Origin of the sequence: Bacillus subtilis subsp. subtilis str. 168, assembly GCF_000009045.1 — a bacterium.
Lineage (GTDB): Bacteria > Bacillota > Bacilli > Bacillales > Bacillaceae > Bacillus > Bacillus subtilis.
This window is the reverse complement of sequence record NC_000964.3, coordinates 1,685,793-1,707,691: the sequence shown is the minus strand read 5'-3', so window position 1 is coordinate 1,707,691 and position 21,899 is coordinate 1,685,793. Positions and strand designations below refer to the sequence as shown.

The following is a 21,899-nucleotide window of genomic DNA, read 5'->3' as shown; positions in this document are numbered from 1 at the left end:
ATCGAAAAATTCAATATACTTTTTGTTTTGTTTTATATACGTAAGCCAGAATTTCTGCTAAAACTTTAAAAAATTCTTCCGGCACTGCCTGGTCAATTTCCACTTGATCATATAACGCACGGGCAAGCGGTCTGTTTTCTACCATCATGACATCATGCTCTTTAGCAATTTTCCTGATTTTTAACGCAAGGTGGTCGACGCCTTTTGCAACAATATAAGGTGCGTCCATTTTTTCTTCATCATATTTCAAAGCAATCGCATAGTGAGTCGGGTTTGTGATAATGACATCTGCTTTTGGAACTTCCTGCATCATCCGCCTCATCGCCATTTCCCGCTGTCTTTGTTTAATTTTAGACTTGATAATCGGGTCTCCTTCAGATTTTTTGTACTCATCTTTTATATCTTGTTTTGACATTTTGATATTTTTCTCATAGTCAAATCTCTGATATAAATAGTCGAGACCAGCAAGAATCAACAATGCACCTGCACCGCTTAGTCCCATCCACAAAGTGAGTTTTGAAACGAAAGAAAGTGCCTCTTCGGGTGTCAGGAGAGGAAGCCGGAGAATTTCTCCATAATGCAGCCAAAGCACAGCAAAAGCCGCAAAACCGACGACTACGATTTTCAAAATTGATTTAATCAGCTCTACAATCGCCCTCATACTGTATATTCGTTTAAAGCCTTTGATCGGATCCAGTTTTTCAAGCTTAGGCTGTATCACTTCAGCAGAAAACAAGAACCCAACCTGCATATAGTTGCTTACGACTCCTGCAACAAGAGCAACAAGCAAGATCGGTGCGAGTATCATGCCCATATCCTTTAATAAGCTGACAAACAATGTATGCACATTTGATTCTGAGAGCTTCATTGTGAGCGATTCGGTATAAAATGTTTCTATGAATGACAGCAGCCTGTCTCTCATATACGGACCAATTGCAATAAGCGAAAGGAATATTACCAGTAAAGAAACGGCGGTATTGACATCCGAGCTTTTGGCTACCTGCCCTTTTTTTCGCGTATCCTTCCGTTTTTTCGGAGTGGCTTTTTCTGTCTTCTCTCCCGCAAAAAACTGCAGGTCAACTCTAAGCTTCATTAAGAAACACCGACCAATGCTAAAAGATTCCGCATCGTTTCAATCGTTAAACTGAAAACATTCCGGACAACGACGAAGATAACGGACATACATACAATGAGCATAATGAAACTGACAGCGATCTTTAAAGGCAGACCGACCACAAATACATTTAACTGCGGAACAGTTCGAGCCACGATACCTAATGCTAAATCAACTAGAAACAAACTGGCCACAACCGGCGCTGACATTTGAAAAGCGATAATAAACATTGCATTAAAGCTTTTCGCAATAAAATAGGCAAACTTTTCATCGCCGAAATTCGGAAATGCCTGATCAACTGAAATATACTGAAAGCTGTAGTAAATACCATCCAGCAACAAATGGTGGGCATTGACACTCAGCATAAACAAAAGTGCCATCGTATAGATAAACTGGCCAATCAACGGACTTTGTGCACCGGTTTGCGGATCAATAACGTTTGCTATTGAAAATCCCATTTGAAAATCAATAAACGAGCCGGCAATCTGCACTGCGGCAATCATCATATAAGCAATTAAACCCAGACATAGGCCGACCAAAGCTTCTTTAAACGCCAAAAGCATATAGTGCTCATCTATCTCCAAAGAGGGCGGTTTATCAATGGTGCTGAAACAAATGACCGCAAGAAAAAAAGCAAAACCTATGCGATGAACAGCTGGCACATTTCGATGTCCAAATAGCGGAATCGTTACAAAAAAAGCAGAGATTCTAATAAAAACCAATAAAAAAGCAGGAAATAAGTCAATAATTGAATTCATCTCTACATTACCCTGCAAAACGATTTAAATTAGAAAACAGCTCTGTTGTAAATGAAAGAATCGTCGACAGCATCCACGGACCAAAAAAAATGAGAGCCAGGAGAACCGCCACGATTTTCGGAATAAACGCCAAAGTCTGTTCCTGGATTTGAGTTGTCGCCTGAAATATGCTGACAATTAAACCGACCAGTAAAGCAATAGCCAATAATGGCCCGCTGATCATCAGCGTTACGTATACGGCTTTTTCCGCCATAGAAATTACAAATTCTGAACTCACGTTTAGCACCTACCCTAAAAGCTCTGAAGCAAAGATTTCACAATTAAATACCAGCCGTCTACCAAAACAAAAAGTAATATTTTAAAGGGCAGAGAAATCATAACTGGAGGCAGCATCATCATTCCCATTGACATCAAGACGCTCGCCACTACCATATCTATAATTAAAAAAGGGATAAAAATCATAAAACCTATTTGAAATGCTGTTTTAAGCTCCGATATGGCAAAAGCCGGAACCATTGTTGTTAACGGAATATCCTTTAATGATTCAGGTTTATCCATTTTCGCGTAATTCATAAACAGCGCCAGATCCTTCTGCCTTGTGTGTTTACTCATAAATTCTTTAATCGGTTCCTCAGCTTTCGTATACGCTTCATCCAAGCTGATTTTGTTGTCCATTAATGGGGTCAGCGCTTCTTTATTAATTTCTGAAAAAGTAGGAGCCATAATAAAAAATGTTAAAAACAGCGCAAGCCCGATTAGAACCTGGTTTGGGGGCATAGATTGCGTCGCAAGTGAAGTTCTGACAAATGACAGAACAATGACGATGCGAGTAAAACAAGTCATAAGAATCAATATTCCAGGCGCCACTGAAAATACAGTTAACAATAATAGTAATTTAACAGTCGAACTTACGTTTTCCGGATCGCTTGAACTGAAAATATTTATAAACTCATTCATGATGACGTGGGCCTTTCTTCTTTCCTTCAGAACGGTTTTGTTTTAACTCTTCAAGTTGCTCTTTTAATGCTTTTGAAAATGAAGGCAGTTTTTGCTGCGGCTGATGTTCAGAACTCTTAAGCGGCTTCACAAACTTTTGCCACTCTATTTTGCTTGACATTGCCTCTTCATGCTGACTGAGAATGACTTCAATCTCTTTTTCATCCTCAATTTCTTTCAGCAGCTGGATCGTCTCTCCTACACCGACGACGAGCACACTTTTCCCGACCTTGATCAATTGTATGGATCTGTTCTGACCGACCGATGTGCCGCCAATATTTTCAACATATTGAAAAGGCTTTAGGAGCCGATTTCTTTTGTTCATGAGCTTAACCAGCCCGTAAATCAGCACGATAACAAACAGTAAAGCGAAAATCATCTTTACAAAATCAAAAGCTGAGACAGAAGGAGCAGCCGCTCCCTCCGTCTCATCAGCAGTTTTTGTTGTTTTTTCTTTCTTTTGCTCTGATTGATCTGCAGTTTTTTCATCTTTCTTTTGAAACCATTCGTTTACAGTTGAATTATCAGAGTCTGCCGCGGCAGCAGCAATCGGATGTACACTGAATAAAACGAAAAAACAAATAAAAACAATAAAATATTGACTCTTTTTCAACAGTCGTACACCCTTTAATTTAATGTTTTGTTGATTGCTTCAAGCACACGGTCAGCCTGGAAAGGTTTCACAATGAAATCCTTAGCGCCGGCCTGAATGGCATCAATAACCATTGATTGCTGTCCCATAGCAGAACACATGATGATTCTTGCCTGCGCATCAATTTGTTTAATTTCTTTTAATGCTGTAATACCATCCATTTCTGGCATCGTGATATCCATAGTAACAAGGTCAGGTGAATGCTCTTTATATTTCTCTACCGCTTGTGCTCCATTTTCAGCTTCCGCCACAACTTCAAAACCATTTTTAACCAAAATATCTTTAATCATCATTCGCATAAATGCTGCGTCATCTACAATTAAAATTCTATGTGCCATAATCTATCTCTCTCCTTGTGTTTCGTTATTTTAAATTATTAATGCGCTCTGCCTGGCTTAAAATGTCAGTGACTCTCACTCCGAAGTTTTCTTCAATGACAACGACCTCGCCTTTGGCAACGATACGCTGATTAACTAAAATATCTACAGGCTCACCGGCTAATTTATCAAGCTCGATAATACTTCCGGCAGAAAGCTCTAAAATCTCTTTTACGCTTCTCTTCGTTCTGCCAAGCTCAACAGTAATCGAAAGCGGGATATCCAAAAGCATATCCAGATTATGAATAGGGGCTTGTACAGCTTCGTTTGGATCAAACGCGGAAAATTCCACCGGTGAAACCTGAACTGGCGCTGCTTTTTTTGCTGTTCCCTGCCTTTTTGGCGGCTGCTGCTGTTGCTTCGGTTCAATACGCGGCTCTGGCGTCACAGGCTCTTTCGGCTGTTCGTATGTAACTTCAGGCTGCACCGTTTCTTCTTCCTCTGCACTTTCTGAGTTCATAAGGCTTGAAATTAAATCTTTCGCAAATGTCAATGGGTAAAGTTGCATAATGCTGGAGTCTATTAATTCTCCCACCTTTAAGTTGAAAGAAACTTTCACCAGCATTTCATCATCAGGAATACGGTCTGTACCCTTTTCTTCAGTAACATCCAGCAATTCAACCCGAGGAGGTGAAATATCAATTTTTTTACTGAATACAGTAGACATTGATGTGGCAGCCGATCCCATCATTTGGTTCATTGCTTCTTGAACCGCACTTAAATGGATTTCACCCAGTGAAGGGTCCGCACCTTTTCCGTCTCCCCCGATCATTAAGTCCGCAATGATCGCCGCGTCACTTTGTTCCACGACTAACAGGTTGCTTCCGCTGAAGCCCTCCGTATAATTCACTTCAATCGCTACATACGGTTCAGGAAACGCATCGCTGATTTTACTTCTTGGAATGACCGTTACGCTTGGAGTCGTAATATCGACCTTTTGATTTAAAAGCGTTGACAGTGCTGTCGCAGAACTGCCGAATGAAATATTACCGATTTCACCGATCGCATCACGCTCCATTTCCGATAAGTCATCTACTTCCGGAATCTCTGGCTCATCAAGCGTGCTGCCAGTACCGTTAAGAAGCGCGTCAATCTCATCTTGAGATAATCTATTATTCTCCATCTTGTTCACCTCTTATGTCGTGATCTAAAATTTGCACTGCCTGTTTTCGATTCACCCGGCCGGCTTGTCCTAAAAATTTCGGCTTATCTCCGACCAATACAGTAAGAGGATCCGTGACTGATTTGTCCAAAGTTATGCAGTCTCCGACTTCTAAACTTAAAAACTCTTCTATCGTCAGTTCAGATGTGCCGAGCTCGGCCACGACAGGTATTTGTGCTGTCATGATACGTTTTTCAAGCGACTTTGTTTCCTCAGGCTTTGGCTCATTTCGGTCTGATTGCATCCAATAGTGGACTGAAAGCTTCGGTATGAGCGGCTCGAGTACAATATGCGGGATACAGAGATTAATGACACCGCTGATTTCACCAATTTGAGTATTGAGCGAGATCACCACGACTGTTTCATTAGGAGATACCATCTGAACAAATTGCGGATTCACTTCAAACTCAGTCATTTCCGGTTCAATATCAGCAATTGACTGCCAAGCTTCTTTATAATTACCCAGTGCATTTTCAAATAAATTAGAAATGATTTTTGTTTCAATTTCTGTCAAACTGTCAACCTTGTTATGACTGATTCCAATCCCGCCCATGACTCGATCCATCATCGTATAAGCTATCGTGGGGTTGACCTCCATCATAATTCTTCCTTCCATCGGATGAACATCAAATAGATTCAGAATCGTCATGTTTGGAATCGATCTGATAAATTCCTCATACGGAACCTGATCAACAGAACTGACAGATATGTGAATATAGGTTCTGAGCTGAGCAGAAAAATGAGTGGTAAGAAGTCTTGCAAAATTGTCATGAATTCTCGTTAAACTGCGGATCTGATCCTTAGAAAACCGCAGCGCACGTTTGAAATCATAAACCTTGACTTTCTTCTCTTTTTCTTCTTTTTTCAGCTCTTCAGCGTCCATTTCACCAGTTGATATTGCAGAGAGCAGTGCATCTATTTCATTTTGGGAGAGAACTTCTCCTGACATTTTCCTCACCTCCGTATTCTGTCAAATTATGCTTTATTGCAGATTAAAGGAGGTAATATACACTTTTTCTACTTTTCCTTCTTGGAGGTAGCTATTTATTTTATCTTTTAGTTCCTTCTTAAAGGTTTCTTTTCCCTTGTCTCCCTCAATCTGATCAGCATTCGTATCAGCCAGCAGTGATATAACAGCGTCTTTCACTTGGAAATCACGTTTCTCAAGTTCTTCTTTTGATTTATCAGAATCAGTTTCAAGTTTAATAGCAAGACGGATAATGTTATCAGACTTTAAATTTGTTGTGATCTCTTCTACATCAACAGAAGACGCAACGATTTCATCAATACTTTTTTTCGCTTCACTTTTTTCGGACTTTCCGCCTAAAACAAAATAAGCCGCCGCCCCGAGAGCACCAATTACGATAAGAATAATTAGTAATATGATCATTAACTTTTTCTTCATTCCGGTTCCTCTATTCCTTGATCCATTGCAAATATTTGTATTTTTCGGTAGAAAGCTGCGATCTTTTCCAGAACAGCTTCTTCATCTTCTTTTACTACAAACTTCTTACCATTTGACAGAGTAATTGTAGTATCCGGAAAACATTCAATCTGTTCAATAAATAGCGCATTCAGTGTAAAGGGCTGCCCGTTCAAACGGGTTACTTTAATCATAAAACAGCGGAGAAGCGATTACTCGCCTCCCCTCCCTCCTTAACGTTTAAGGTTAACCAGTTCTTGAAGGATTTCATCAGATGTTGTAATAATTTTTGAGTTTGATTGGAATCCGCGCTGGGCTACGATCATTTCAGTAAATTCGTCAGTTAAATCGACGTTAGACATTTCGAGAAATCCTGATTTAAGAGCACCAGTTCCGCCGTCACCAGGCTGGTTCGCTGCACTGGCCGTTCCAGAGTTTAAAGATTCACGGTATAGGTTGCTTCCGATTTTATCCAATCCATCACTGTTGGCAAAAGTAACAATCCCGATTTGTCCCCCGTCTTGTGTTTTCCCCTCAGCATCAACAATTGACACCTTTCCATCAGAACCAATGCTAAAGCTTTGAGCATCAGTAGGAATTTTAATTGTTCCGCCATTCATATTTAGTACATGGTAGCCATCACCTGTAACCAGTGTTCCAGTATTATCTAAATAGAAGTTCCCTGCTCTTGTATAAGCTGTCCCGTCACCTGTATCAATTCGGAAGTAACCGTCGCCGTCAATTGCTAAATCAAGTGTTCTTCCTGTGCTTTGTGTCGCGCTTGTTGAATGAATTGTATCAATTGTGCCAGATGATGAACCTAAACCGATTTGCTTAGAGTTTGTTCCGCCGATTGTTGCACCAGCAGCAGAACCGCCGGCAATCGTTTGGCTTACCATATCTTTAAAGGTCACACGGCTCTTTTTGAATCCTACTGTATTTACGTTGGCAATGTTGTTACCGATTACGTCAAGCTTTGTTTGAAAGTTTTTCATACCGCTGATTCCAGAATAAAGTGAACGTAACATAATATATTCCCCCAGATGTTTTTATTTAGATGATTGTCCCACAGACATGACATTCGCAGGACTGATCTCGGTCCCATCATCAAGAACGAGATAATAATTTCCTTTAAAATGTTTAACAGAGCTTACTGTGCCTGTTTTATCTGTTGCACTTTTACCATCAGTCCAAGATACTTCTTTTCCCATCCAATCAACATACGTTGTAAACGGATCTTGGTTTTCAACGAATTGAGTCATTGTCGTATTCAGATTCATCATTTGCTCCAAGCTTGAAAAAGTCGCCATCTGGCTGATAAATTCTTTATCGTCAATCGGGTTAAGCGGATCTTGGTTTTGAACTTGAGTCATTAATATTTTTAAAAACTCGTCTTTCCCCAAGCTGCTGTTGTTCGTCGACACAGTGTTCGTTTTTTCAGGCAGTTTATATTCTGAACTTATAGAAGTCATTCTTCTTCCTCCATTTCAACCATCGACACTTCATCGAGCAGATCGCCAAAATCATTTGATTGCTTTTTCTGTCTTTGCTGTCTCTGCCCCTCTTGCTGCTGTTTCTGTTCATCAGCAAGCTGGCCGTATATCGGCTGATCCCCGCTTTGGACCGGAAGAGTAAAACGGTCAATTTGGACGGCCATATTCGGCAATGATTGCTTCAGCTGAGGAAGATGCTGTTCAAGCAATTCTTTTGCTGATTGGCTAGATGCTATGATTTTACTCTGAAACATTCCATTTTCATTTGTCAGCTTGATTGTGACAAATCCTAAATGTTCAGGGTTCAGCCGAATAGTGAAACTTCCCGTCGATCTGCCGAAAGGCGTATATTTCATCTGCTTCCACGCATTAATCACTTGATCAGCCACCGTTTTTGTTTCGGCATTTGGTATATCAGATGACATCTGCTGCAGATCAAGTGTTTGAACTCCTCCTATGCCCCGATACCCCGAAAACAGCATTTGGAGTCCTGATTTACTATCTACAGGCTGAATACTTCCAGAAACATCCGATGCATTTTTGCTGGATGAACTCTGCGAGAGCGGTGTGAGAACACTCTTCCCAAAGTCTTGTGATGATTCGGATGATTTCGATAACAAGAAGGCTTTCAGCTGGCTTTCAGCTAAACTCCATTCTTTGGTCCCTTTTTGAGGAAGCATAGACATTTGATCCATTAAGCTTTGAAAACTTTTCAGCTCTGACGCTGTCATCGAGTAAAGTTTTGAACTTGACTCAGCTTTAGTGAATATTTGCTGTTTAAGATCCTGAATTAGTTGTTGAGATACACCCTTCTTTTCTAATGCAGAAAGGAATTGATCTCCATTTTGGTAAATGGCATGAGCTTCATTGCCATTCCCGAGATCAGTCAGCTTATTCCCTTCTACGAGCTGGCTAATGAACATCTGGATATAGATAAGCTCTTTTGCAGGCTCGGATACTTCATTTTCCTGATTTGATTGCTCTTTATCAGACTTCAGTGCTCCATTAATGTCAGAAGCAGAATCATTGGCACTCAGAGCCGTTTTAGCTTCTGAAAAGATTTTCTCCGTTTCTGTGAGCAATTGATCCGTCCCGCCTGACATTTTTGATTCAACTGCTTGCAAAAGATTTTGCAACATTTGCAGAGCATTCGCATCCAATTGCTTCCCTGTCAGTTTGCTTAATGTTTGCAAAAGATCCGCATTTTGTTTGTCTTGATCTTCAGGACTTGCATTTAGCCATTCACCGATCTTTTTAAGCGCATCTGCTAAAAGCTGATCTTCAGAATTAGGAGTTCCCTTTCCTTGTTCTGAAAGTTCCTTCAATCCAGCCTCAGACATAAGCCAGTTTTGAAAAACTCCCTGGCTACTTTTCATGTTTTTAGCGGCAGAACCCGTTGTGGTTTGCAGCAAAGGTCCGGCTAATTCAAGCAGCTTCACCTTTCATTCCCCCTATTCTTGGCTGGCAGCAATTTTTTCTGTATAGGTTGCTGCTTGCTCAGGAGTCATTTTCGCCAATATGTCAGCAAGCTGCTTTTTGCTTAGGCCATTCAATATTTTCAGTGCTTCTTGCTCCTTTAATTGGGCAATAATTTTAGCAGCCTTTCCGCTGTCCATGCTTTTGTACACACTGATCACTTTGTCATTTTCAGAAGAAGCTTTCGAGTCTGCTGATCCTTCAGTATGATCTTCTGATGACTTTTTTTGATCCTCAGCCGTCTTTTCAAGTGAACGGATCTTTTGATTGAGCCTGTCGATTTCTGATTTACTTGTTTCTAAATCTTTATTCAATATACTGATTTCACTTTTTTGATCCTTAATGGTCTTTTCCAGAGCTGCCGTATTACTGCTATCCTTACTTGATGCTGCGCCTTTTTTATTTTCGGTTTCAGGGACCAATTCTTTAAGAACCGGCGTTTTTGCCGCAGCATCCTGTATCGGCTTTAAGACATTGATACCAGCAGCCCAAAGAACAATCCCCCCTGCGATTAATAGAAACATCAGCGGGAGGATAATGATAAGCAAAACCGAACGGAACTTACCTGATTCTTTCTTTTTGCCGGACATTACATTCGCTCCTAATGGCCTTGAATCATAAACTGCTTAATCGAAATATCGTCCATTTCTTTCATTTCTGCAGCTTTATCTTCAAGAGCAAACATTTTAAACTGTTTTTCACGCATTTTTTCAAACTTTTTCACTTCAATGTTTTTCTCTGTCAAAATTTCTTGTTTTTGATTCATTTGATTTCTTTTCATAATGACAAGCTTTTGATAGTGATAGATCGTATTATCAAGATTTGAGACAAATTGTTGGTAGTGCCTCATTTCTTGTACACTCATGCCGCTTTTTAATTTCTTTTCCTTATTTTGTTCCAGCAATTCCTTTTTGCTCATATTCTCATATAATTTTTCAGCAACGTTTTCAAATTCAGAAACTGATTGCTGATATTCGGATAAGGATTGGTCTTTTTCATTTTCTTTTAGTTCCAGCAGCTTTTGGAATCTAAATTGATAAGCCACGTTTATTCCTCATTTCCTGTCAAACTAGTTAATGCAGCAATGCTTTCTTCCAATAAAGCCGGTTCGTCTGTTCCCTGCTTTAAAAATTGAATAAGCTGCGGATAAAATTGTATCGCTTCATCAATTTCTCTGGATGATCCTCTTTTGTAAGCTCCGATATTAATGAGATCTTCCGAATTTTGATATGTCGATAAAAGTTCACGGAATTTATTTGCCGCATCCAGATGCTGTTTTGTTGAAATGTTTGACATCACCCTGCTGATGCTTTTTAGTACGTTAACTGCAGGAAACTGGCCTTTATTGGCAAGCGCCCTGTCCAACACAATATGCCCGTCTAAAATTCCGCGTACGGTATCGGCAATCGGCTCATTCATGTCATCCCCATCTACCAACACTGTATAAAATGCCGTAATGGTTCCATGCTCGTTTGCACCTGTTCGTTCTAGTAAACGAGGTAAAATAGCGAACACTGAAGGTGTATAGCCTTTTGTCGTCGGAGGCTCTCCTGCAGCCAGTCCAATCTCTCGCTGCGCCATTGCCACCCTTGTAACAGAATCCATCATAAACATGACATTTTGGCCTTTATCTCGGAAATACTCGGCAATTGCAGTCGCTGTATATGCCGCTTTCAATCTCATTAATGCTGGCTGGTCTGAGGTGGCAACGACTACAATCGATCGTTTCAGCCCCTCTTTCCCCAGATCTTTTTCAATAAACTCCCGAACCTCTCGTCCGCGTTCTCCGACAAGTGCAATGACGTTTAAGTCAGCCTCTGTCTGCTTGGCGATCATCCCCATTAAGGTGCTTTTTCCGACACCGCTTCCTGCAAAAATTCCAATCCGCTGGCCTTTACCGACTGTCAGCAAGCTGTCAATTGATCTGACTCCAACACCCATCTTTTCACGGATAGGCGGCCGTTTCATCGGGTTAGGCGGTGATTGCTCCGTTGATACAGGCGAAAGCCCTTTCGGCAGAAGCTTTCCGTCAAGCGGTTCTCCAAAAGCATCGATGACTTGTCCGATCAGTCCGGTCCCAACTTTAACCCGAAGTGATTCCCCAGTAGCTTCTACAATGCTGCCAGGTGCAATGCTCGCAGCCTCTAAATAAGGCATAAGCAAAATATTTTCTTCCTGGAAGCCGACTACCTCAGCTTTAATGACTTTCCCAGACTGTCCTTTTGCATAAATCAGGCACAGGTCACCAATTGAGCTTGCTGGCCCTTTTGATTCAATCATCAAGCCGATTACCCGCTTGACTTTTCCGTACCGTTTATACGAGTCTGTCATTTCTATACAATCTATCAGACTCTGTGTCTTCATTCAGCTGCACCTGCTTCCAGCGCTGTCAGAAGTTTATCTTTCAATTGCATCAATTGTGTGTCAACACTCGCATCTACCCTGCCAAAAGGAGTTTCAATATAACAGGTTCCTTTTTGAGCTTTTTCATCAGCATATATGCCAAGCCGACATTCTTTATAAAGAAGCTGCTGGATTTCATCTTTTTGCTGAAAGATTGTCTCATAGTAATATGGATCAACATAAATTGATATATCGTCATATTCCTTCACTTCGTTTATAACCTGTTGTACAAGCAGGAGGAAAGCCTCTTTATCATCAGACTTTTGCTGCCAAACTTTTTTTGCTAGGGCAACGGCAAGCTCAACGATTTCTTCATTAGCGTCTTCAAGCTTGTCCTCAACAGCTTTTCTGGACATTTCAGTTATACTGTTTGCTTGGCCGATCAGTTCTGCATACTGTTTCATTGCCTCAGCTTTGCCCAGCGCTACTCCTTGTTCAAAGCCCTCGGCTTTTGCTTCTTCAATAAGCTTCTGTTTTTCAGCCGCCCAATCGTTTTTCTCCTGTTCAATTTGACGGCGAATATTTTCTATATGACTGTTTGCCTGCTCAGAAATCCGGTCAGCTTCCTCTTTCACTCGGGCCATAAGCGCCTCCGGGTTCTCTTCAGCCTGCAAAAGGTGAGAATGATCAATACGCACCTCTTGTATAGAAAGTTTTCTTTTTTCCTTTTGTGGAGAAATAGATGATTCTTGTTTAATGATATTAGACAATAATATCATCCCCTCCGCCTCTTGCTATTACAATTTCACCGGCTTCTTCAAGCTTTCTGACGATGCTTACAATTCTTGATTGAGCTTCTTCTACATCTTTCAAACGTACAGGGCCCATAAACTCCATTTCTTCTTTGAAGGTTTCAACCATACGCTGTGACATATTGTTGAACACAATTTCTTTGACTTCCTCGCTTGCAACCTTTAATGAAAGGAGCAAATCGTCGTTCTCAACATCGCGAATGACTCTCTGAATTGCACGGTTATCAAGTGTGACAATATCTTCGAAGACAAACATCCGCTTTTTAATCTCTTCAGCAAGATCGGGATCCTGAATTTCCAATGAATCCAAGATCGTCTTCTCTGTCCCTCTGTCTACCCCGTTTAACACTTCCACAACAGCTTCAATTCCGCCTGTTTGTGTATAATCCTGAGTAAATGCAGAAGATAATTTTTGTTCCAGAATCCGTTCTACCTCGTTAATTATTTCTGGAGACGTTCTATCCATGACCGCGATTCTTCTCGCAACCTCAGCCTGCACTTCAGGGTTCAGCTCGGATAAAATTTGCCCGGCCTGCACTGGATCTAAATAAGACAAGATTAACGCCATCGTCTGCGGATGCTCTTGCTGGATAAAATTCAAAATTTGTTCTGGCTCCGCTTTTCTGGCAAAATCAAATGGTTTAACCTGCAAAGAAGAAGTCAGCCTGTTTAGAATGTTCTCCGCCTTATCCTCTCCAAGCGCCTTTTCCAGAACTTGTCTTGCATAGCTTAAACCGCCTTGAGAAATATAATCTTGCGCAATGGCTATATTATGAAATTCTTCTATGATTTCATCCTTTTTTTGATGATCGACGCTTCGAACACCTGATATTTCCAGAGTAAGCCTTTCAATTTCTTCATCGGTTAAGTGCTTATAGACAGAAGCTGACACATCTAACCCCAAGGAAATCATGAGAATGGCTGCTTTTTGTTTTCCTGTAAGCTTATCTTGATCACGTCTCGCCATTTCTAATTCCTCCTAATCCTCGGCCAGCCAGCTTCTCAGCAGTTTTGCAAAATCTTCCGGCTTGTCTTTCGCCATCTTTTCAAGCTGTTTTCGTCTGACTGATTCCGCTGTTTCATTTTCCTCTTCGTTGATATCAGGCAAATTGATTGGTTCTTGAGGAACCTCATACTCATATTCCTCAAATTCATCCTCTTGCGCCCGTTTCTTTCTGATAAGCATAATGATCAGAACAATGATCGCTGCGATTAAAACACCGCCTACAATATATGCCCACAGCGGGATACCTGAGGATTCTTCCGTATTTGTATCCAAATTGACTTTTCCGTCGAATGGCTGAACGGAAACAACAATCTTATTATTGATATCAGCATCAGATAAATTCTGATTTTGCGTTTCATCTTTATCCAAAGATGTTCTGACTACAGTTGAAAGGATTTTTTGTATATCATCCTGTCTTTCAGTTGATAGCGACGCAGTGTTTTTGGCATCAGGCGGCTCTACCATTACTTGAATCCCTAAATCTCTGACCTTATAAGGACTTTCAGCGATTTCTTTATGAATTCGGTTAACCTCGTAATTGATTTTGTTGCTGTTTTTTTCGTAGTTCCCGCTTTCGGTATTTTCACCGTCAGCCTTATAATTTGTAACATCTTCCTCGCCGGTTCCGGCAGTTCCGCCGTTGGCTGCACCGTCGCCCTGATATGTTTCAGATACCTTTTCAGCGCTGACTGCAATGCCTTCCATGTTTTCTTTATCCACAGGTTCGACAATGTCTTCTGTCCGATTTTCTTTTGTGAAATCAATGTCTGCTGTAACGGAGACAACGACTTTATCTTGGCCCATCATCGTACCCAGCAGTGACTGTACATGTTTTTGAATGTCTTTTTCAACTTGAGACTTAATTCCTTGCTGAGAAGAATAACTATCCGCGTAGGACCCTGCATCGCTGTCTGATTTGTCGTAGTATGTAGAATTTTGGTCCATGATGACGATGTTATCTTCTTTTAGGTTTGGCACGCTTTTAGATACCAGATGATATAATCCGTTGATTTGGCTTTGATCAAGTGTATAACCCGGTTGAATCTGCAAAACGATTGATGCAGATGCTGCAGATTGCTCTTCACCGACAAACACAGCGTCTTTCGGGAGATTAATCATTACTTTTGAATTTTTAATACCGTCCATTTCATTGATCAAGTTTGACAGTTCTGTCTGTGTAGCTTTCACTTTCACCATATCAAACTCATTGTCTGTCAAACCAAAGCCGGCATTCTGTCCAAAAAACGAATAATCAATTGATCCCGTTTTAGGAAGTCCTTCTGCAGCCATCTGCACTTTCAAAGAATCAACCTGATCCTCCGGAACACTAATCACTGTACCGCCATTCGAAAGTTCGTTTGGCACTTTTTTTGCATCCAATTCTTCTTTGATTTGTCCTGCTTCTTCGGCAGACAAATCTTTGTACAGCGGCGCCATTTTAGAATTTGAAGCAAAAACACTAATAATAATTCCAATAATAATAATTGCCGCTAAAGCACTAACCATTAAAATCTTTTGTAATTTAGATCTATTTTTCCAAAACTCACTCGTTTTGTTTTTCATTTGCATTAGAGTACGATTCATGTTAACCCCCGGTCATTCCACTCTTTCTCTAAATCGTCAGACCCCCTACATTTGCATTCTCATAATCTCCTGATAAGCTTCCACAGCTTTATTGCGGAACTCTGTTGCTGCAGTTAGAGAGATGCTAGCTTTTTGAGCAGCGATCATGACCTCATCAAGATTTACATCTTTTCCTGCAGCCAAGGCATTAGTCATGTTGTCAGAAGCTACTTGGGACTCATTTAACGAACTAATAGAGTTTTTTAAAAGCTCCGAAAAGCTTGTTTGATTTGAAGAATCTGTTTTTTGGCTATTGTTTACTTGATTTGTTGCATTTTGAGTGTTTTGAGTATTTTGAACCTGAAAAGGAGAAATTGCATTAATCACATTCATTCACCTACTTTCCGATTTCTAACGCCTTCATCAGCATTCCCTTTGTGGCATTCATCGCCGTGACATTCGCCTCGTATGATCTAGTGCTGCTGACAAGATCAACCATTTCCTTTAATGGATCAACATTAGGCTTTTGTACATATCCTTCAGCGTTTGCATCAGGGTCTGTCGGATCATAGACAAGATTAAAATCCGAATCATCCTCCGTAATTTTTGAAACCTTCACACCGTTTCCAGCATTCCCGCTTCCGCTCATTTGAGAATTGAGAATGGAAGAGAACGATTCACCTTTTGACTGAAGGGAAACCATTTTTCTTCTGTAAGGCACCCACTCTCCATTCACCTGCTTAGCTCTTGTCGTATCCATATTTGCTAAGTTAGATGATACAACGTCCATTCTGACTCGCTGAGCTGTTAAAGCCGATGCTGAAACATTTAAGCTATGAAAAGCTGTCATCATTTTCCTCCTGTTAATACGGTCTTCAGCGAATTAAATTTACCGTTCATTCTTTCAACCAAAGCTTGATAGTTGATTTGATTTTGCGCCAATTCTGTCATCTCTTTGTCAACATCAACATTGTTTCCGTTTTGCTGATACGATGTATCTCCGCTCGCAACAATTGAATAATTCGAATCAGTATCAGAAAAATCAACATGACGATAGTCTGTTTTTATCGCTTCAAGACGCGAGGATTCTTGATCTAATAAATTTTGGAAAGAGACTTTTTTTGCCTTATAGTTCGGTGTATCTATATTGGCGATATTATTAGTTATGACTTTTTGCTTAATATCCGCTCTGCTCAAGGCATTTTCAAGATTTTGTATCGTTCCAGAAAATAAGCTCAAATCCACTTACCTCCATTTCAGTTTTTTTCACCCTCAATATCCTTGTCGAGAATTGTAAAACTATATGCTTATTGTAAGAAATAACAGGCATAAAGTCTATGAAGTTCGTGTAAAAAAATGTCCTCACAATTATCTATTTTGCAACTAGGTATAAAGTCCTAGATTGTTAGAACTACATTTCTCGCCTTGATATAAGCCTGAAAATAGCAGAATTTCTGTTTTTTCTCCTTTCTTTTCGGCATTTTTGAAACTTTTTGAAGAAAAATGCAAAATTTATTAAAATTATTACATAGAAAGACTTTCAACCCAGGAAATAAAGCTTATTGATTTCCTTTATTTGAAATAAAAAAAGAACCCTCAAAAAGGGTTCTTTTTGTGATTAATGAGATTTTAGATTTTCTAATTCAATTAGGAATTTGTTGTTTAGTACCTTGATATAAGTACCTTTCATTCCTAATGATCTAGACTCGATAACACCGGCGCTCTCCAGCTTTCTGAGTGCGTTCACAATAACAGAACGGGTAATGCCGACACGGTCAGCAATTTTACTTGCAACAAGAAGACCTTCATTTCCGTCAAGCTCCTCAAAAATGTGCTCAATTGCTTCAAGCTCACTGTAAGAAAGCGAGCTGATAGCCATTTGTACGACAGCTTTGCTTCTTGCTTCCTCTTCAATTTCTTCTGCTTTTTCTCTTAGGATTTCCATTCCGACAACTGTTGCGCCGTATTCAGCTAGAATTAAGTCATCGTCATTGAATTGATCTTGTAAACGCGAAAGAATAAGTGTTCCTAATCTTTCCCCGCCTCCGATGATCGGCACAATTGTTGTTAAACCAGCTTGAAACAGGTCTCTGTTCTCAACAGGGAAAGCAGTATATTCACTATTAATATCCAAGTTAGAAGATGTTTCAGGGACATTAAACAGATTTTTCGTATATTCTTCAGGGAATTGACGATCCTCAAGCATTTTTTTCATACGATCATTTTCAATTTGCTGGTTAATTGAATACCCAAGGAGTTTCCCTCTGCGGCTTACAACGAAAATATTGGAATCAATTACATCCCGCAGCGTCTCCGCCATTTCCTTGAAGTTTACCGGTTTCCCTGCCGCAGCTTGCAGCATGGAGTTAATAATTCTTGTTTTTTGTAATAAAGCCATGATAAATAATCCTCCTAAACATTCCTCATATTAAATTTTTCACAATATAAATTGACTTAAATCTTTGTTTTTGGCTATCGTTCCGAGCTTTTCTTCGACATACTGTGGTGTAATCGTTATTTTCTCCATCGTTACATCTGGAGCTTCAAACGACAAATCTTCTAATAGGCGTTCAAGTATTGTATGAAGGCGTCTCGCACCGATATTATCTGTGTCCTGGTTCACATGATAAGCAACTTCAGCAATCTTATGAATAGCTTCGTCAGAAAATTCAAGAGATATACCTTCTGTCTGCAATAATGCCTGATATTGTTTCAGCAGCGCATTATCCGGCTCAACCAAAATTCTCACGAAGTCGTCTACCGTGAGTTTGTTCAGTTCTACACGAATCGGGAAACGCCCCTGCAGCTCAGGAATCAAATCAGACGGTTTGGCCATATGAAACGCTCCTGCTGCAATAAATAATACATGGTCTGTTTTTACAGAACCATATTTTGTGACAACGGTAGAACCTTCAACAATCGGAAGGATATCCCGCTGAACACCTTCTCTTGAAACATCGGCAGAAGAAGATGCACCGCCGTTCTTTGCGATTTTATCAATCTCATCGATAAAGATAATCCCGCTCTCTTCTGCTCTCTGAACAGCTTCCTGGCCGACTTCATCCATATCGATGAGTTTGCTTGCTTCTTCATTCGTCAGGACTTTTCTGGCTTCTCTGACTGTCATTTTGCGCCGCTTCTTTTTCTTTGGCATTAATCCGCTCAGCGCATCCTGCATGTTCATACCCATCTGCTCCATACCCGAGCCCTGCAGCATGTCAAACATAGAAGGCTGCTGTTCTTCGACTTCTACTGTTACATAGTAGTCTTCGAGCTCTCCTAAAGCCAGCTGATGCGCCATTCGTTTTCTTTTTTCTTCGATGTTTGCTTCTTCCTGGCTCTCCGCCTCATCTTCACCATTCGGCTGGCTGCCTCCAAAAAACATTTCAAACGGATTTTTAACACCAGATTGTTTTTTCTTCCCAGGAACTAACAGACGAACAATGCGTTTGTTTGCATTTTCTTCTGCCTGTTCCTTTACTTCATTCATTTTCTCTTCTTTTATAAGCCGAACAGAAGTCTCCACAAGATCTCTGACCATTGATTCAACATCTCTGCCTACATAGCCGACTTCGGTAAATTTAGTAGCTTCAATTTTGATAAATGGCGCACCTGAAAGCTTAGCGATTCGTCTGGCAATTTCAGTTTTCCCGACGCCGGTAGGACCCATCATTAAAATGTTTTTCGGAACGACCTCGTCCTTCAGCTTTTCATCCAGAAGACTTCTTCTATAGCGGTTTCTTAATGCCACGGCGACAGCTTTTTTCGCATTTTGCTGACCGACAATATATTGGTCTAACCGATCTACAATCTGTCTAGGAGTTAACGGTTTTTTTTCCATGCGCCTCAAGTCCTTTCTATTCAAGCTCTTCCAGTATGATTTGATCGTTCGTGTAAACACAAATTTCGCCTGCTGTTTCTAACGCGGCTCTGGCAATCTCACTTGCAGACATGCTTTCCCCGGCATGCTTTTTCAGTGCTCTTCCCGCTGCCAAAGCGTAATTGCCTCCTGATCCAATCGCGAGAATGCCGTCATCTGGTTCGATCACCTCGCCTGTTCCCGATACGAGAAGCAAAGTATCCTGATTCATAACAATCAGCATGGCTTCGAGCTTTCTTAGCACTTTATCACTGCGCCATTCCTTTGCAAGCTCAACAGCCGCCCGTTTTAAGTTGCCGTTATATTCTTCAAGCTTAGCTTCAAACTTTTCGAATAAAGTGAAAGCGTCTGCAACAGATCCCGCAAAACCAGCAAGAACTTTGCCGTTAAACAGTTTTCTCACTTTCCGTGCCGTGTGTTTCATGACAACAGCCTGACCAAATGTTACTTGGCCGTCTCCGGACATAGCGCTTCGTCCTTTATGCTGTACGGCAAATATTGTGGTCGCATGAAAAGATGACATAAAGGGCCTCCTTTAATTTTTCTTAAATGCTCTTGGATGGTGAGACATATATGTGTTTCTCAACATTTCCTTCGAAACGTGCGTGTATATCTGTGTAGAAGACAGATTGGAATGCCCGAGCAGTTCTTGAACGCTTCTCAAATCCGCTCCTTCATTTAACAGATGCGTGGCGAACGTATGTCGAAGCATATGCGGATGGATATGTAAAGTGCTTGACGCTTTTTGAACAAGCCCGCTTAAAATATGTCTGATGCCACGGGCTGTAAGCGGTCCGCCTCTTTGATTTACGAATAATAGATCATGAGGTTCTTTTGCCTTCATCAGCAAGCACTGTCTTCCGCTATTCATGTATACCTTCAACGCTTCGCGGGCATAAGACCCAAAGGGGATATAGCGCTGCTTCTTGCCTTTACCGTGAACAAGCACAGTGTCCATAAATAAATCAACGTCGTTAATAGTTATGGAACAGCATTCACTGACCCTCATTCCAGTGGCATAGAGCAGCTCTAACAGCGCTTGATCCCTCATTCCGGCCGGCTGGCTTATATCTGAAACTTCAAACAGCTCCTCAAGCTCTTTTTGATATAGAAACTTCGGTATCCGTTTCTCCTGTTTTGGCAGATGAACAAGCTGAAACGGATTTTCTTCAATAAGCTTTTCCCGCATCAGAAACTTATAAAAGCTTCTTAATGCAGATATCTTTTTGCTTATTGTTCTTCTCGATAAACCTTTTTCATAGGCTTCTGTCAAAAAAATCCTAGTATCTTGATATGCAGCTTCTTCAAATCCATTTATACCTTGAACGCGCAGGAAAGTCTCGAATTCTTCAATTGAATCCACATAATTCACAATAGTATATTGTGAATAATTTTTTTCAATTTGTAAATATTCAACGAATAACTTTACGAAATTCTTAACATTCTCCATGCCTAATACCTCCCCAGGAAGGGCTTTTAAATGGTATCACAAATCGCGCTCAGGTTGCAATCAATACCTATATTGTTTTCGAAATTGTTTGAATTGTTTCAATCGCACGGTTCGCGTATTGTTCATTTCGTTCTTTTTTATTTTTAATTTTAACTGGCAATTCTTTCAAAAGCCCAAAGTTTGCATTCATCGGCTGGAAGTTCTTCTGGTTTGTTGTTGTAATATAATGTGCCATACTGCCAATTGCTGTTTCCTGAGGGAAGATCACAAGCTCTTCTCCCAATACAAGCTTCGCCGCATTAATGCCTGCTACAAGTCCTGAGGCAGCTGATTCCACATATCCTTCTACTCCCGTCATTTGGCCTGCAAAGAACAGATCACTGCGGTTTTTAAATTGATAAGTCGGCTTTAACAGGCTTGGAGAGTTAATAAATGTGTTTCTATGCATCACGCCATATCTGACGATTTCTACATTTTCAAGTCCTGGAATCAACTTGAGAACTTCCTTTTGGTCTCCCCATTTTAAATGTGTCTGGAATCCTACAATATTATAAAGTGTTCCCGCAGCATCATCCTGTCTGAGCTGAACGACGGCATAAGGGCGTTTTCCTGTAACAGGATGCTCTAGACCAACTGGTTTCATCGGACCGAAAAGCATTGTTTTCTTACCCCGTTTTGCCATGACTTCAATCGGCATGCAGCCTTCAAAGAAAATCTCTTTTTCAAATTCTTTTAACGGCACTGTTTCTGCTGATGTTAATGCTTCATGAAAACGGTCAAACTCTTCTTCTGTCATCGGGCAGTTCAAATATGCTGCTTCACCTTTATCATAACGGGATTTCAGGTACACTTTATCCATATCAAGGCTGTCTTTTTCTACAATTGGCGCCGCTGCGTCATAAAAATATAAATAGTCCTCTCCAGTCAGCTCCTTCAGCTGGGCAGACAGCGATTCAGATGTTAACGGACCCGTTGCGATGATAGTAGGGCCTTCAGGAATTTCAGTCACTTCTTCATTAATAACGGTTACGTTTGGATGATTTTTCACCCGATTTGTCACACTTGCGGCAAATTCATGACGGTCTACTGCAAGAGCGCCCCCGGCAGGCACCGAACATTCGTCAGCCGCAGCGATAATGGCTGAATCAAGCGCACGCATTTCTTCCTTTAATACACCGACAGCGTTAGCAAGTGTATTAGAGCGAAGAGAGTTGCTGCAGACAAGCTCAGCAAATTTATCTGTATGATGCGCAGGCGTTTGTTTAACTGGCCGCATTTCATACAATTTGACTTGAATCCCACGTTTGGCAAGCTGCCATGCTGCTTCACTTCCTGCGAGTCCGGCTCCGATTACATTCACTGTTTGTTGGTTCATCTTTCACATCTCCTAGTTT

At 40.8% G+C, this 21,899-nt stretch carries 27 protein-coding genes; all 27 read right to left on the bottom strand.

The genetic code is table 11. The annotated features are described in order from the left end of the window. Positions 1-10 precede the first annotated feature (10 nt). The 27 genes from flhB to trmFO all read right to left on the bottom strand — a co-directional run bounded on the left by flhB (position 11) and on the right by trmFO (position 21,880). On the bottom strand, positions 11-1,093 hold the full coding sequence (flhB, locus tag BSU_16380; protein NP_389520.1) for a component of the flagellar export machinery: 1,083 nt from the start codon (positions 1,091-1,093) through the stop codon (positions 11-13). Further along, positions 1,093-1,872, bottom strand: a complete 780-nt coding sequence (fliR, locus tag BSU_16370) for a component of the flagellar export machinery (RefSeq protein ID NP_389519.2) — start codon at positions 1,870-1,872, stop codon at positions 1,093-1,095. Before fliR ends, flhB begins: the two co-directional genes overlap by 1 nt. Positions 1,873-1,879: 7 nt before the next feature. Then, the gene (fliQ, locus tag BSU_16360; protein NP_389518.1) at positions 1,880-2,149 is read right to left on the bottom strand and encodes a component of the flagellar export machinery; all 270 of its coding nucleotides are present in this window, start codon (positions 2,147-2,149) and stop codon (positions 1,880-1,882) included. Between the two features lie 14 nt (positions 2,150-2,163). Next, complete coding sequence (gene fliP / locus BSU_16350; protein ID NP_389517.1) at positions 2,164-2,829, bottom strand: component of the flagellar export machinery; 666 nt, start codon at positions 2,827-2,829, stop codon at positions 2,164-2,166. Further along, positions 2,822-3,481 carry a flagellar regulatory protein gene (gene fliZ, locus BSU_16340; protein NP_389516.1) on the bottom strand — a complete coding sequence of 220 codons (660 nt, stop codon included), beginning with the start codon at positions 3,479-3,481 and terminating at the stop codon, positions 2,822-2,824. Before fliZ ends, fliP begins: the two co-directional genes overlap by 8 nt. A gap of 14 nt (positions 3,482-3,495) precedes the next feature. Further along, positions 3,496-3,858 carry a regulator of chemotaxis and motility gene (gene cheY / locus BSU_16330; protein ID NP_389515.1) on the bottom strand — a complete coding sequence of 121 codons (363 nt, stop codon included), beginning with the start codon at positions 3,856-3,858 and terminating at the stop codon, positions 3,496-3,498. Positions 3,859-3,883: 25 nt separating this feature from the next. Then, entirely contained in the window at positions 3,884-5,020 is a 1,137-nt protein-coding gene (gene fliY, locus BSU_16320; RefSeq protein ID NP_389514.1) for a flagellar motor switching and energizing phosphatase, read from the bottom strand. Then, the gene (gene fliM, locus BSU_16310) at positions 5,010-6,008 is read right to left on the bottom strand and encodes a flagellar motor switching and energizing component (RefSeq protein NP_389513.1); all 999 of its coding nucleotides are present in this window, start codon (positions 6,006-6,008) and stop codon (positions 5,010-5,012) included. The genes fliY and fliM overlap by 11 nt, the downstream gene beginning before the upstream one ends. A 33-nt stretch (positions 6,009-6,041) precedes the next feature. Then, entirely contained in the window at positions 6,042-6,464 is a 423-nt protein-coding gene (gene fliL / locus BSU_16300) for a flagellar basal-body (stator) associated protein (RefSeq protein ID NP_389512.1), read from the bottom strand. Beyond that, complete coding sequence (gene swrD, locus BSU_16299; RefSeq protein ID YP_003097728.1) at positions 6,461-6,676, bottom strand: flagellar power transducer required for swarming; 216 nt, start codon at positions 6,674-6,676, stop codon at positions 6,461-6,463. Before swrD ends, fliL begins: the two co-directional genes overlap by 4 nt. A gap of 39 nt (positions 6,677-6,715) precedes the next feature. Beyond that, the gene (gene flgE / locus BSU_16290) at positions 6,716-7,510 is read right to left on the bottom strand and encodes a flagellar hook protein (RefSeq protein NP_389511.2); all 795 of its coding nucleotides are present in this window, start codon (positions 7,508-7,510) and stop codon (positions 6,716-6,718) included. 21 nt (positions 7,511-7,531) lie between these two features. Further along, a complete protein-coding gene (flgD, locus tag BSU_16280) occupies positions 7,532-7,954 on the bottom strand; it encodes a flagellar hook capping protein (protein NP_389510.1) in 423 nt (140 codons plus the stop codon). Then, positions 7,951-9,414, bottom strand: a complete 1,464-nt coding sequence (gene fliK / locus BSU_16270; RefSeq protein NP_389509.2) for a flagellar hook-length control protein (ruler) — start codon at positions 9,412-9,414, stop codon at positions 7,951-7,953. The genes flgD and fliK overlap by 4 nt, the downstream gene beginning before the upstream one ends. Positions 9,415-9,426: 12 nt before the next feature. Next, positions 9,427-10,041, bottom strand: coding sequence for a putative kinesin-like protein (gene ylxF / locus BSU_16260; RefSeq protein NP_389508.2), 615 nt, complete (start codon positions 10,039-10,041; stop codon positions 9,427-9,429). Between the two features lie 11 nt (positions 10,042-10,052). Beyond that, a complete protein-coding gene (fliJ, locus tag BSU_16250) occupies positions 10,053-10,496 on the bottom strand; it encodes a flagellar synthesis rod subunit of export ATPase (RefSeq protein ID NP_389507.1) in 444 nt (147 codons plus the stop codon). 2 nt (positions 10,497-10,498) lie between these two features. Beyond that, the gene (gene fliI / locus BSU_16240; RefSeq protein NP_389506.2) at positions 10,499-11,815 is read right to left on the bottom strand and encodes a flagellar-specific ATPase subunit of export apparatus; all 1,317 of its coding nucleotides are present in this window, start codon (positions 11,813-11,815) and stop codon (positions 10,499-10,501) included. Next, the gene (gene fliH, locus BSU_16230; RefSeq protein ID NP_389505.2) at positions 11,812-12,438 is read right to left on the bottom strand and encodes a flagellar export apparatus subunit of cytoplasmic ATPase; all 627 of its coding nucleotides are present in this window, start codon (positions 12,436-12,438) and stop codon (positions 11,812-11,814) included. The genes fliI and fliH overlap by 4 nt, the downstream gene beginning before the upstream one ends. Positions 12,439-12,556: 118 nt before the next feature. After that, a complete protein-coding gene (gene fliG / locus BSU_16220) occupies positions 12,557-13,573 on the bottom strand; it encodes a flagellar motor switching and energizing component (protein ID NP_389504.1) in 1,017 nt (338 codons plus the stop codon). Positions 13,574-13,585: 12 nt separating this feature from the next. Next, positions 13,586-15,196 (bottom strand): flagellar basal-body M-ring protein, encoded by a 1,611-nt coding sequence (gene fliF, locus BSU_16210; protein NP_389503.1) that lies wholly within the window; start codon positions 15,194-15,196, stop codon positions 13,586-13,588. Between the two features lie 45 nt (positions 15,197-15,241). Then, on the bottom strand, positions 15,242-15,562 hold the full coding sequence (gene fliE, locus BSU_16200; protein NP_389502.1) for a flagellar basal body protein: 321 nt from the start codon (positions 15,560-15,562) through the stop codon (positions 15,242-15,244). Between the two features lie 10 nt (positions 15,563-15,572). Continuing rightward, positions 15,573-16,025, bottom strand: a complete 453-nt coding sequence (gene flgC, locus BSU_16190) for a flagellar component of cell-proximal portion of basal-body rod (RefSeq protein ID NP_389501.1) — start codon at positions 16,023-16,025, stop codon at positions 15,573-15,575. After that, positions 16,025-16,414 (bottom strand): flagellar component of cell-proximal portion of basal-body rod, encoded by a 390-nt coding sequence (gene flgB, locus BSU_16180; protein ID NP_389500.1) that lies wholly within the window; start codon positions 16,412-16,414, stop codon positions 16,025-16,027. The genes flgC and flgB overlap by 1 nt, the downstream gene beginning before the upstream one ends. Before the next feature lie 379 nt (positions 16,415-16,793). Then, positions 16,794-17,573, bottom strand: a complete 780-nt coding sequence (gene codY / locus BSU_16170) for a transcriptional regulator, GTP and BCAA-dependent (protein NP_389499.1) — start codon at positions 17,571-17,573, stop codon at positions 16,794-16,796. Positions 17,574-17,612: 39 nt separating this feature from the next. Further along, the gene (gene clpY, locus BSU_16160) at positions 17,613-19,016 is read right to left on the bottom strand and encodes a two-component ATP-dependent protease (ATPase and chaperone) (protein ID NP_389498.1); all 1,404 of its coding nucleotides are present in this window, start codon (positions 19,014-19,016) and stop codon (positions 17,613-17,615) included. Positions 19,017-19,032: 16 nt separating this feature from the next. Then, positions 19,033-19,578, bottom strand: a complete 546-nt coding sequence (gene clpQ, locus BSU_16150; protein ID NP_389497.1) for a two-component ATP-dependent protease (N-terminal serine protease) — start codon at positions 19,576-19,578, stop codon at positions 19,033-19,035. A 12-nt stretch (positions 19,579-19,590) separates the two neighbouring features. After that, positions 19,591-20,505, bottom strand: coding sequence for a site-specific tyrosine recombinase for chromosome partitioning (codV, locus tag BSU_16140; protein ID NP_389496.1), 915 nt, complete (start codon positions 20,503-20,505; stop codon positions 19,591-19,593). Positions 20,506-20,572: 67 nt separating this feature from the next. After that, entirely contained in the window at positions 20,573-21,880 is a 1,308-nt protein-coding gene (gene trmFO / locus BSU_16130) for a tRNA:m(5)U-54 methyltransferase (protein ID NP_389495.1), read from the bottom strand. Between the last annotated feature and the right edge of the window lie 19 nt (positions 21,881-21,899).